Annotated in this window: 13 protein-coding genes and 1 tRNA gene; 9 read left to right on the top strand and 5 right to left on the bottom strand. The window is 39.0% G+C overall.

Features of this window, described 5'->3' with window-relative positions:
* Positions 1-39 precede the first annotated feature (39 nt).
* A complete protein-coding gene (locus F885_RS14945; protein WP_005202435.1) occupies positions 40-348 on the bottom strand; it encodes a DUF8200 family protein in 309 nt (102 codons plus the stop codon).
* Positions 349-527: 179 nt separating this feature from the next.
* A tRNA-Asn gene (locus F885_RS14940) sits at positions 528-603 on the bottom strand.
* A 236-nt stretch (positions 604-839) separates the two neighbouring features.
* On the opposite strand from F885_RS14940, the gene F885_RS14935 reads away from it, so the two are divergent.
* Positions 840-1271: a hypothetical protein gene (locus tag F885_RS14935; RefSeq protein ID WP_005202436.1), complete on the top strand. Its 432-nt coding sequence runs from the start codon at positions 840-842 to the stop codon at positions 1269-1271.
* Between the two features lie 36 nt (positions 1272-1307).
* Here the strand turns inward: F885_RS14935 and F885_RS14930 are convergent, their stop codons facing one another.
* The gene (locus tag F885_RS14930; protein WP_005202437.1) at positions 1308-1745 is read right to left on the bottom strand and encodes a PaaI family thioesterase; all 438 of its coding nucleotides are present in this window, start codon (positions 1743-1745) and stop codon (positions 1308-1310) included.
* 181 nt (positions 1746-1926) lie between these two features.
* Between F885_RS14930 and F885_RS14925 the strand changes: the two genes are divergently transcribed.
* Complete coding sequence (locus F885_RS14925) at positions 1927-2346, top strand: GFA family protein (protein WP_005202438.1); 420 nt, start codon at positions 1927-1929, stop codon at positions 2344-2346.
* A gap of 95 nt (positions 2347-2441) precedes the next feature.
* Here the strand turns inward: F885_RS14925 and F885_RS14920 are convergent, their stop codons facing one another.
* Positions 2442-3677 (bottom strand): pyridoxal phosphate-dependent aminotransferase, encoded by a 1236-nt coding sequence (locus tag F885_RS14920; RefSeq protein WP_004808509.1) that lies wholly within the window; start codon positions 3675-3677, stop codon positions 2442-2444.
* A gap of 214 nt (positions 3678-3891) precedes the next feature.
* On the opposite strand from F885_RS14920, the gene F885_RS14915 reads away from it, so the two are divergent.
* Positions 3892-4071 carry a hypothetical protein gene (locus tag F885_RS14915; RefSeq protein WP_005202439.1) on the top strand — a complete coding sequence of 60 codons (180 nt, stop codon included), beginning with the start codon at positions 3892-3894 and terminating at the stop codon, positions 4069-4071.
* A gap of 37 nt (positions 4072-4108) precedes the next feature.
* Here the strand turns inward: F885_RS14915 and F885_RS14910 are convergent, their stop codons facing one another.
* A complete protein-coding gene (locus F885_RS14910) occupies positions 4109-4903 on the bottom strand; it encodes an A1S_2505 family phage non-structural protein (protein WP_005202440.1) in 795 nt (264 codons plus the stop codon).
* A gap of 434 nt (positions 4904-5337) precedes the next feature.
* Between F885_RS14910 and uvrB the strand changes: the two genes are divergently transcribed.
* The 6 genes from uvrB (at position 5338) to F885_RS14880 (ending at position 12389) form a co-directional block, all read left to right on the top strand.
* Positions 5338-7362 carry an excinuclease ABC subunit UvrB gene (gene uvrB, locus F885_RS14905; RefSeq protein ID WP_004808507.1) on the top strand — a complete coding sequence of 675 codons (2025 nt, stop codon included), beginning with the start codon at positions 5338-5340 and terminating at the stop codon, positions 7360-7362.
* Between the two features lie 120 nt (positions 7363-7482).
* Positions 7483-8067 (top strand): lipocalin family protein, encoded by a 585-nt coding sequence (locus F885_RS14900; RefSeq protein ID WP_005202441.1) that lies wholly within the window; start codon positions 7483-7485, stop codon positions 8065-8067.
* Positions 8068-8173: 106 nt separating this feature from the next.
* Positions 8174-9118 carry an EamA family transporter RarD gene (rarD, locus tag F885_RS14895; protein WP_005202442.1) on the top strand — a complete coding sequence of 315 codons (945 nt, stop codon included), beginning with the start codon at positions 8174-8176 and terminating at the stop codon, positions 9116-9118.
* A gap of 255 nt (positions 9119-9373) precedes the next feature.
* Entirely contained in the window at positions 9374-10831 is a 1458-nt protein-coding gene (locus F885_RS14890) for a glyceraldehyde-3-phosphate dehydrogenase (RefSeq protein WP_004808502.1), read from the top strand.
* A gap of 134 nt (positions 10832-10965) precedes the next feature.
* Positions 10966-11709, top strand: a complete 744-nt coding sequence (locus tag F885_RS14885) for a hypothetical protein (protein ID WP_005202451.1) — start codon at positions 10966-10968, stop codon at positions 11707-11709.
* Positions 11709-12389, top strand: coding sequence for a hypothetical protein (locus tag F885_RS14880; protein ID WP_005202453.1), 681 nt, complete (start codon positions 11709-11711; stop codon positions 12387-12389). The genes F885_RS14885 and F885_RS14880 overlap by 1 nt, the downstream gene beginning before the upstream one ends.
* The last annotated feature ends 125 nt before the right edge of the window (positions 12390-12514 follow it).

Consider the following 12514-nt stretch of genomic DNA (forward strand, 5'->3'; position numbering starts at 1 on the left):
TCAGTATGAATAATAATCGCTTAACAAAAATGTTGAGTATTAACGTGCAACTTGATTACATTGTGCCAATTCAGTGGAGCGGGCATTCCAGATTGCGCCTGCTGAGTTTTTATAATAATTAATCTTACCGATACGTAAGACCAGACTCTGACAAGAATCTAAGGAGAGTGCATTGCCCCAAGGGCCAGACATGCTACAGACACGACCATTACATTTCCAGACGACATTGGGACCACTTTCAATTGGTACAGTCACCGTGCCTTTATAAGAGGAACCAGCATACCAAGTGGTTTGGGCGGCCATTGCTGGACTACAAAAGACGATTAAACAGAATAGAAGTTTTTTCATTATGTGTTTTCCTTAACAACATCATTAATTTTTATCTTATAGTTAAAATAATATGGTAGGTCGAAATTTATACGATACTCAACATGAAATGAACAAAATAATCGTAATTGTCGTTATAAGGGTATTTTGTTTATTTAAAATAAAAAGCCCAGATCAATGATCTGGGCTTTTTAGAATCTTGGCTCTCCCACCTGGGCTCGAACCAGGGACCTGCGGATTAACAGTCCGTCGCTCTACCGACTGAGCTATGGGAGAATCTGAGTGCCATTATAGGCAGCTTTTAAAATTGGTCAAGATAAAACTGTCATGTTTCTTTCATTTTTGCATCGTATGCTTTTTATTTGCACAATTACGATAAAGTAGGAAAAATAACTTGAACTTTGAACAGGCTATTGCTAGATTCGAATTAGAAAGAGCGTTTAGATATTTATCTAAACAGTGTGGATTTAACCCTACTTGCCAGCACTAAAATGGCTAAACTGGAGGTCGAAATGACTATTCTAAATATTCAATCTATTTTTTCAAATTTGTCTTTTTATCAAGAACATTATCTCGAAATTATTCAAGATGCTGCGCAGTATTACACGCCAGTTGAACATTCATTTATAAATACTTTTCCGTTTAAGCAACAAGCCTTGTATCTGGGTGATTTACTGCAATTATGGTTTGGTAATAAGTGGAAAATTCAAACGGCAAAAGATCTACTCACACAAAAAAATACATCAACTGTCGACGAGCACGCACCTTTATATTTATTTCAACTTGGTGGTGAATTATTTTTAGGTGCAAACACTGCTTTGGCTTGGTCTGTGGCAGAGCAAAAGGTTGTTTCAGTACAAGTGAAAAGCATTTGGCAATACGCAGTATTTAGTCATTTATGTATTCGACCAAAAAACTTTCAAGCGAATAAGGCCATTGCATAGGGCTATGATGAAATAGCCCATTTGCTTAATCTATGCTTATGGGCGAATGATCATGCAGGTTGCGGTTGCATGGGCATAAAGTTTGCCATCTGCATCGACAATCTTACCTTCAGAAATACCTAAATTTTTACTGATATTGATCATGCTGCCTATCGCTGTGAGTTTTTGATTCTTAGGAATAGGGCGACACATTTTAATATTTAGATCAATGGTGCCATAACCGACGCCTGCTTCTAAAAGCGTATGAACAGCACAGCCTGTCACTGAATCAAGTACGGTTGCAGCAAAACCACCATGTACTCCACCCAGCGGGTTAAGGTGGCGTTGATCTGCTTGAACTTCAAATTTGATAAATCCTTCTGCAACTTCTACGGGTTGCATCGGAATGGTTTCACTAATACTGGCAGGTGGAATTTTCCCTTCACACATCGCGGTTAAAAACTCAAGTCCATTCATTTCTTTCGGGTGTTTCATATTTTTTCCTATATAGTTCTAAAAAGGAACTTGTGTATAACGTAGTCTTTCCATCAGAGACTGTCAATACAGTTCATCGATCCATATCATGTTTTACAAATTATTGATTGCAGCATGCTTGCTTTGTTTTATGCTAAGGATAATTCATAAATAACAATTTTGAATAAAAGGTAAATTTATAATGAAAGGACAGTGTGTTTGTGGTGAAACCACATTTGAAGTCGAATTAAGTAATCATGATGTACATGCCTGTCACTGTTCGATTTGTCGTCGACAGACCAGTGGTGTGATTATGACGATTGATGTTAAACAGGGCAGCTTAAAATTTTTAAAACAAGATCATCTCTCTGTTTATAACTCATCGGCTTGGGGCGAGCGAGGATTCTGTAATGCCTGCGGTACCAATTTATTTTGGCGGACTAAAGATCAGAATTATTGCAATATCAATGCATTTGCATTGAATGAGTCACCAAAAGATCTAAATCTCGATCTAGAAATCTATATTGATTGTAAGCCTGAGTTTTATGCTTTTCAAAATTCGACCAAGAAGATGACTGAAGCGGAGGTCGTTGCACTTTTTAGTGGTGAATCTGCGGAATAGTGTAGCTTGTAGGAAATTCTAATTGTATTGAAGATTTTGATTTAAGAGATAAAAAAGAAGCTTCATTGAGAAGCTTCTTTTTTATTGCAGAAAAATTATTTCGCAGCTTTTTCTGCTGCAATCGACGCAATTGCGGCATCAACGCCTTCAATTGAATCAGCTGCTTTTTTAATACGTGCTAAAGCATCAACTAAAACCTCGTCAGCAGTCGCATAAGAGATACGCATAAAACCGCCTAAACCAAATGCATCACCAGGAACAACAGCAACACCTGTTTCTTCCAGTAACCATTCAGAGAATTCTGTGCAAGATTTTAAGCCTTTGGCACGAATCAATGGACGGATGTTGGCATAGGCATAGAAAGCACCATCAGCAGGAAGACAAGAAATCCCTTTGATGTCATTCAAGCCACTCACAACGAGGTCATGACGACGTTTAAACGCTTCAATCATTGGCTCAAGTACATCTTGTGGGCCATTCAATGCAGCTTCAGCTGCAACTTGCGAAATTGAAGTTGGGTTTGAAGTCGATTGTGATTGGATCTTTTTCATCGCACCAATGATTTTTGCAGGGCCTGCTGCATAACCGATACGCCAGCCTGTCATTGCATAGGCTTTAGATACGCCATTTAAAACAATGGTACGGTCATATAAGTCTGGTGCAACAGTCGCGATATTGTAGAACTCATCTTCCCAACGAATTGGTTCATACATGTCATCAGATGCAACAAATACTTGTGGATGACGACGTAATACTTCTGCCAAAGCCTCTAACTCAGCTTTGGTGTAGATCATACCTGTTGGATTTGAAGGGCTGTTTAATACCACTAGACGAGTATTTGGTGTGATTGCCGCTTCTAACTGTTCTGGTGTGATTTTGAAGCGTTGTTCTTCACCACATTTCACGATTACGGGTGTGCCTTCAGCAATAATCACCATATCTGGATAGCTTACCCAGAAAGGTGCAGGGATGATCACTTCATCACCTTTGTTTAACAAAGCAAGTGCCAAGTTAAAGAAACTTTGCTTACCGCCACAAGACACCAGAATCTGGTTGGCTTGATAATCTAAATTATTATCGCGTTTGAATTTCGCAATAATTGCTTTTTTTAAGCTTGGAGTACCGTCTACAGCTGTATATTTTGTAAAGCCTTTATTAATCGCTTCAATTGCAGCATCTTTGATGTGTTGAGGGGTATCAAAGTCTGGTTCGCCTGCACCTAAACCAATCACGTTTTTACCAGCAGCTTTAAGCTCAGCGGCTTTATTGGTCACTGCAAGTGTAGGGGACGGTTTGATGGCATTGACACGATCAGAGAGACGTACGTCCACGGCATTATTCCTTCTTATGGGATTAAAAAATAAAAAGCAGGTTATCTTAGCCTAAATCGACTTCTTTGTGGCTGAAACTTGCCAGAATCGCATAAAAAGTTACTAAATTTTAAGCATTAGAATCATTGTGTTTTTTTACATATTTTATTTTTATCAAAAGCGCAAAAATCTATTACAATATGCGGCTAGAAATCTAGATTTCGAGAGAATTCCAATGAGAACCCAACAACCTAAAGCCAAAAAAGCTTTGGTGAAATTGCCTTTTCCAATGCCATCTGCTCAGGATGATGCTGAGGATGCAACGCATAATCAGGTTCGTCCAAAACCTGAACAATATGCTGATCGCACTTGGATGCCACCACGCGGTACACGTCGTTCGATGGGTAAGCGTTAATAAAAAAGCCAATCAATCTGATTGGCTTTTTTTCTTATTAATGGCGGTTTAATGGGTGTTGTATTTTTAGTTCACCACGCCATAGTTTGAGAAAATCATACTCATCAATATCATATAGTTCCATCAAGGCAATAATTACACTCACAAAGGTCATTGCACCTTCAGCATTGTTATGGAAGTTGAAAATTTTGCCATTGAGCTTGCCTAAAATGTCGTTGATTTCATGTTCACGACCGCGACCATAACGATCACGTGGGTACAGCTCTTCATTTAAAACAACTAAAGCAATGGCTTTTTCAGCTGCAGTTAACTGAGTTTGATCGAGTGCTTCTTCGAAAGACTCGTAGCCATGATCGAAATAGAAAATGACCTTATCTGAAATAAAAGCATGTACCGCATCAGCAGTTAGGTCTGGAAATTGTGAAACAGCATCTTCTTCGATATAGGGGCGAAAAGATTCTGGAAAAATCACATTGGAGTGAATGCCTTTAAATAATGGGGCGATTTCAGATACTTTATAACCTGCAATACCGCAGCCTAATGCCGTTAAAAAGTATTTCATTTTAGGGTGGTGTTTTGCGTAGACTTTAAAGTCCTCGACATAATGCTCTATCTGAGCCAATGGCATTTGTTGTAAGTGTTCATTCAGTGTTGGAATTGCGAATGTTTGTCCAGCCCAGCCACGACCAACACCTTTGACTGCCGCAAAATGTTGTGCCGCGACACGGGCCGCACCGCTGTCATGTATCCCTGCTAAATTACTACCAAAAACAAAGACCGTATCTTCTGGGAGTTCCGTTACGATTGTTTCATCGTGATATTGGTAAGTCATATTCTTATCATTGAAATCGAGTATAAGTCCATGTTGCAGTTGATTGCGTAGCGGGTCAAGTCTTGCTTGAGATTAATTTATTCAAGACATGTTTCTGAGTGACGCTATTCCAATGACGATTAGATTCAAGTATTGCTAAGCACTAAAATATATATCATGGCTTTCTTGGCAGAGTCTTTGATACTGTGATGTATTGTCTAGGAGTTGTAGTTAACAACTAATATCAAAACGAGATTGAAATTTAACCCCATTCTGTTAAGTTTTTTAGGTTTATAAGTATAAATTGCGCGCTTTTTTAAAGACTAGGGCAATCTCTTGATTTGACTGTGTTGGAAATTGCATAACAATTCAAAAGTATCGTTAGACTTTAAAAAGCAGTTTGTTGCCCCCATTAGAAAGTGAAAATAGCCATCCAATCAGTTGAGTATCTCTATATGAGCGAAAACCAACCTTTTGAGTTAGTCACCAATTATCAACCTGCGGGAGATCAACCTCAGGCAATCGAGAAATTGGTTAGTGGTATTGACCAAGGTTTTCGTAATCAATTACTGCTTGGGGTAACAGGGTCGGGTAAAACCTATACCATGGCCAATGTGATTGCTCAGACGCAACGTCCAACAATTGTCATGGCACATAACAAGACCCTTGCGGCTCAGTTGTATGGTGAATTTAAAGCTTTTTTCCCGAATAATGCAGTTGAGTATTTCGTCAGTTATTACGATTACTATCAGCCCGAAGCGTATGTGCCTTCGTCAGATACCTTTATTGAAAAAGATTCTGCAATCAACGATCACATCGACCAAATGCGTCTTTCTGCGACACGTGCGTTGTTAGAACGTCGTGATGCCATTATTGTCGCTTCAGTTTCTGCAATTTATGGTTTGGGTGATCCAAATGCCTATATGCAAATGCTGTTGCATATCGTACAAGGCGATCGTGTTAGTCGCGATGAGATCATTCGTCGCCTAGTAGAGATGCAATATACCCGCAATGAACTGGAGTTCTTACGTGGTACCTATCGTATCCGTGGTGAAATTATTGATATTTTCCCTGCGGAATCGGATAAAGACGCGATACGGGTCGAATTATTTGACGATGAAGTCGATTCGATTCGTTGGTTTGATCCTTTGACTGGAAAATTGGTGCGTAAAGTGCCGCGTGTGACCATTTATCCAAAGAGTCATTATGTGACCCCGAAAGATCATTTAACTCGTGCTATTGACACCATTAGAGATGAGTTGAAAGATCAGCTCAAATTTTTCAAAGAGCATGACAAATTATTAGAAGCGCAGCGGATTGAACAGCGTACGCGTTATGACTTAGAGATGATGCAGCAGTTGGGTTATACCAACGGTATTGAAAACTATTCACGTCACCTTTCTGGTCGTGGGGCAGGCGAAGCGCCGCCAACCTTGTTTGATTATATCCCTGAAGATGCCTTGCTGATCATTGATGAATCACATGTGACCGTTCCACAAATTGGGGCGATGTATAAAGGTGACCGTTCACGTAAAGAAAACTTGGTGAATTATGGTTTCCGTTTACCAAGTGCTTTGGATAACCGTCCAATGAAATTTGAAGAATGGGAGCGGATTGTTCCAACCACGGTCTTTGTCAGCGCAACGCCTGCACATTATGAGTTGGAAAAGTCAGAGCAAATTGTTGAGCAAGTGGTACGTCCAACAGGTTTGATTGATCCTGAAATTGAAGTGCGTCCGGTATTAACCCAAGTGGATGATGTGCTCTCTGAAATTAATATTCGTAAACAACTCAACGAGCGAGTATTGGTTACAACCTTGACCAAACGTATGGCTGAGGATTTAACCTCATATCTTAAAGAATATGGCGTTAAAGTGGCTTATCTGCACTCAGATATCGATACGGTTGAGCGTGTCAAAATTATTCACGAACTACGTACGGGCGTGCATGATGTATTGGTTGGGATTAACTTGCTGCGTGAAGGTCTGGATATGCCAGAAGTATCTTTGGTTGCAATCTTAGATGCCGATAAAGAAGGTTTCTTGCGTTCAGAACGTTCATTGATTCAAACCATTGGTCGTGCAGCACGTAATGTCAAAGGTAAAGCGATTTTATATGCTGATCGTATTACTGATTCAATGCGTAAAGCGATGGATGAAACAGATCGCCGTCGTAATAAACAAATTGAATTTAATGAATTACATGGTATTACACCACGTAGTGCGGTGCGCCAAACCATCAAGGAAATCGATACGGGTGAAGTACTCAGTGATGATGAAATTGATGAAAAAGTGCTTGAGCAAGCACAGGCAATCAGTGCAGATGAACAGCATTTGTTATCAGACCCAAAACTGTTTGCAAAGCATATTGGCAAACTGGAAAAGGAAATGTTAAAAGCCTCGAAAGAGCTCCAGTTTGAACAAGCTGCAAGATTACGTGATGAGATTGTTCGTCTCAAAGCACATATGTTGCAGTCATAATCAAACAGAGAAATCCTCAAAAGGGATACATATCGCAACAGTTTTTGTTCACAAAGTAAGCTATTTTAAATTGCTAACTATATGACTATTGATAACAAATTACTGTTTTGAGGATTTCTCATGCCTTTTATTAAAAATTTCCCGAAAGCGAGTTGGCGCCTTGCAAAGATTGCGATTGGTGGGGCTGTCTTAACTGGGTTGGCTGTTGGAACGATTGCTTATGCACAAGCAAAACCGTTATCGACAGTCGATAAAGTTGAACTCGATAAGTATTTGGGAGTTTGGTACGAAGTCGCGCGAAAACCAATGTTTTTTGAGCGTAAATGCGCTTATAACGTCACCGCGACTTATACCTTAAATGAAAATGGCAATATTGTTGTTGATAACAAGTGTTATGACAGTGAAGGCAACGTACAGCAAAGTGTGGGTGAAGCTTTTGTTGCCAATGCACCATTTAATACTAAATTGCGAGTAAGTTTCTTGCCAGAGGTCGTGCGTTGGGTCCCTGTGATCCGGGGTGATTACTGGATTTTAAAACTCGATGCTGATTATCAAACGGTACTGGTTGGAGAACCGCGCCGTAAATATTTATGGGTACTTTCACGGATACCTAATCCCAAAAAAGAAATTATTCATGAATATTTAAATTATGCTAAATCATTAGGTTATGATGTTGGTGATGTGATTTATCCTGAACATCATTAAATAAATACGATATACTGAATAAGAACCATGCTTGCATGGTTTTTTTAATTTTAAATAGTGGATAAATCACGTATTTTGGAAGATTCCCTAAAATTAGAGGCCTAAAATGTTTAAAGGAATTGCTTATTCAGTTTTGGCTTCAGTTACTTTTGGGGTTTTGTATTTTTATACCCAATTGCTTGGTGCATTTGATAGTGAACAAACCTTTGGTTGGCGCATCATTGCGACCTTGCCCGTTTTAACGCTATTTATGTGGTTCAGTGGTGATTTAAGTCATATCAAACACGTCTTTAAAAGAATTGTCGCGCAGCCCTCGTTATTACTACTTTTAATCATTACATCGGTACTGACATCAGCGCAGTTATGGCTGTTTTTGTGGGCACCTATGCATGGTCGTGGGCTACAGGTCTCATTGGGTTATTTCCTATTACCTCTGGTTTTGGTGTTGGCTGGAAGTATCCTATATGGTGAAAAGCTTTCAAAGTTGCAGTACGTTGCGGTATTACTCGCAGCATTTGGTGTCGGACATGAGGTATGGCGTTTAGGCAGTATTGCTTGGGAAACTGCCTTTGTTGCTTTGGGCTACGCAGCTTATTTTATTCTTCGCAAAAAGATTCAAACTGATAATTTAGGTGGGTTCTGGTGGGATCTTTTACTGATTCTTCCTGTTGCGATTTTCTTTACCCAAACAGGGGATACACCTTATCTCAAGTTTTTAGAATATCCGAGTTTGATCTTGGTGGTGATTGGGCTAGGTTTGCTCAGTGCCATTGGGCTAGGTAGTTATATTCTTGCGAGTCGCTATTTACCTTTAATTATTTTCGGTTTACTGGGCTATTTGGAACCTGTTTTGTTGGCCTTGGTCTCTTTGCTGATTGGAGAAAAAATCGGGGCAGATGAATGGTTAACCTATATCCCAATTTGGTTGGCTGTGTTGGTACTGGTGATTGAAGGGGCAATACATTTGTATCAACAGAGGAAGCGCAAGCAACATCTAGAATTGAACTTAAAACAGTATTCGCAACGGGTGAATTTGGATGATAAAAGCTAAAAGTGCTTATCTATTACGCTGAACTATCAATAAAACTGTTATGTAAGTGCACTAAGTTGCAGCTATTTTGATGATGAAAATGGATTTCTACCAAAATTCACAAAAATAATTATAGGTATTTTATGAATTTATAGTCAATTAGGACAAAATCTTAGCTCGTTTAGCAGCTTTTGATTCAATCTTGATGATAATTCTATTACAATTATGGCGTTTTAAAAATTCACGCCCAGTATATATAAATTAGAGGACGTATCAGTGAGCAAAGACACTATCATTGCCCTACACGCAGAACACCAAGGTCGTTGGAAAAACCGTGAAGAAATCGCGGAACGTATGATTACTTTAATTGGTCAATTGTACCGTGAGAAAAATATTGTTGTTTCTGTTTACGGCCGTTCTTTAATTAACCGTTCAGTTATTCAAATTTTAAAAACGCATCGCCGTACACGTATGCTTGATGTTGAACTTTCTGTTGTAAATACCTTCCCAATTTTGGAAGCGTTAATGAAAGTTGAGAACATCGGTTCAGCTGAAGTTGATATCGGTAAACTCGCTGTTGAATATAAAAACCAAGGTGGCGATGTTGATGCTTTCGTTGCTCAAGCGGTTGCTCCAATCCAAGGTAACGTGACTGCTGCTGCGCCTAAAGATGTTGTTCTTTATGGTTTTGGTCGTATCGGCCGTATCCTAGCACGTTTAATCATCAGCCAATCTGGTTTGGGTCGTGGTTTAAGCCTTAAAGCAATTGTTGTTCGTAAATCATCTGATGGTGACTTGGCGAAACGTGCTTCTCTATTACGTCGTGACTCTATTCACGGTACTTTTGACGGTACGATTTCTGTAGATGAAGAAAACGAAGCAATCATTGCAAATGGTCAATTCATTAAAGTGATCTATGCATCAAGCCCAAGCGAAGTGGATTACACTGCTTACGGTATTGAAAATGCACTTCTTATCGACAACACAGGTAAGTGGCGTGATGCTGAAGGCCTGAGCCAACACTTGAAATGTGCAGGTGTTGCACGTGTGGTATTAACTGCACCAAGTAAAGGTGAGATGAAGAACGTTGTATTTGGTGTGAACAACTCTGACATCTTAGATGAAGACAAAATCATCTCTGCTGCAAGCTGTACAACTAACGCAATTACACCTGTATTAAAAGTTTTAGATGACAAATACAAAGTATTGAATGGTCATGTTGAAACAGTTCACTCGTTCACAAACGACCAAAACTTAATTGATAACTATCATAAAGCTGACCGTCGTGGCCGTGCCGCAACATTGAACATGGTCATTACTGAAACTGGTGCTGCAAAAGCAGTTGCAAAAGCGTTACCAGGTCTTAAAGGTAAGTTGACAGGTAACTCTGTACGCGTACCAACACCAAACGTATCTCTTGCAATCTTGAACCTTAACTTAGAGAAAGAAGTTGATCGTGAAGAAGTGAACGAATACATTCGTCAAATCTCAATCAACTCTAGTTTACAAGGTCAAATTGGTTATACCAACTCAACTGAAGTTGTATCAAGTGACTTTATTGGTTCACGTACAGCTGGTGTATTTGATGCGCAAGCAACAATTGCTTCAGGCACACGTTTAACTGCTTATGTTTGGTACGATAACGAAGTGGGTTATAGCTGCCAAGTATTACGTATCGCTGAACAAATGTGTGGCGTAAGCTATACAAAAATCCCTGCTGAAACAAATGCATAATTTGTTTGCAGAATGATAAAAAGCCCAGTTAATAAACTGGGCTTTTTTATTGACTGTACAGAATATATGCTGAATAAAACATAAAAATCGATGAGAATAATGGAAAAGGGAAATAATTAATAAGGAATCGTTCATTGTTGCAGTTCAGACGTTTATTAGTGGTATTTGCTTTAATTGTGGTTGCCAACTTGTGTGGTGTGTATATCGCGATGTGGGTATTTAAGCATTTTAATATTTATATTCCATTAAAGAATCAAGATGTCGCCATCGACTTACAAGAGCCTTTGCAGGTTCGTGTGAAGGTTAAAGATGCGCTCAATGTGGATGTGAATGGTCGTGTCGATGCCAAGATTCCAATTAATGAACAGCTGAATGTTCCTCTGACTCAAACCCTGACGCCACGGGTTTATTTTGATAATTTAGTTCCAATCAGTACCACGATTCCTGTAAAGGAAACGATTAAGGTTAATCAAAGCCTACCGATTGATACCAAGGTACAGGTTAAAATTTTAGGTAAGGACGTCACCTTACCATTGAAAGGTTCAATTCCTTTACAACTGGATGTGCCGATTGATATTCAAGTACCGCTACAGCAAAAAGTACATTTGAAGTTTGATGCGCCCGTTCGTACTGAACTTAAGGAAAATTTGCATATTCCTTTGAAAGCACAGCTGAATGCGAACATTCCAATTCAAGGCAATTTGAATGTACCGATCACTTCTGAGCTTAATGCTACTGTCGATGTTAAAAATACCTTACCTGTCAAAATTGCACAGGGTGAATTAAAGATTCCGTTATCCACGATGTATTTGGATCGTGTCAAAGCTCAGCCTGTCGAAGTACAAGCAGCTCAACACGATATAAAAGCAGGTGAGTAATGGAGATGCCCAAAACACTGAAAAGCCTGCTGATTAGCTTTGTGATTGTCACGACTTTGGTGGCGATCCTATTTTGGTTTTATTTAAATATTCAGGCATCTTTGATTGTTTCTGCGCAACAGGCAGATATTCGTTTGCCTGAATCCTTGGGCACCAAGATCCAAGTAGGTGATCACCTAAGAGTGAAGTCGGAAGGTCAACTCAATACGGTATTGGACATTGATCGGACTCTACAATTGCCTTTAAAAGGCAAATATTTGGCTGATTTAAGTTTTGAAGTCGAAACACCGATTACGGTTGATATCAACTATGAAACCACGCTGAAAGTAGATGAAGTCGTACCGATTGAAACCAGTACCGATTTGATCTATCAGAATAAATTATTGCCCAAGTTTCCTTTGAGTTTGAATATTCCAGTAAATTTGGATATCCCATTTCAATTGAAACGTACTTATACCGTTCCTGTGAAAATTGTTTTTGATGGACCTGTATATTTTGCTTTTGATGAAACTGTAGATTTGCCGGTGAAGCATCAATTTAAACCGAGCTTTTATATGAATGATGCAATTAATATGAGTAAGATTTCTTCCTTTGATGCAATCATGTATAACTCGGTGCAACAGACCAAAGCCAATTTAGATATGCAAATGGAACTGCCTTTGAAGAATGTGAGACCATAATTAGCTAAAAAATCTCTATAGTTCGTTGACTTGGATAATGAAATTGAATATTGAACGAATAATAAATTTAAAAAAATCAATTTGCTGATTTTTCTATTCGAGAATTTTCTTAAAATGTGGCAAAA

This window comes from Acinetobacter higginsii (assembly GCF_000369845.1).
In the GTDB taxonomy this organism is placed as follows: domain Bacteria; phylum Pseudomonadota; class Gammaproteobacteria; order Pseudomonadales; family Moraxellaceae; genus Acinetobacter; species Acinetobacter higginsii.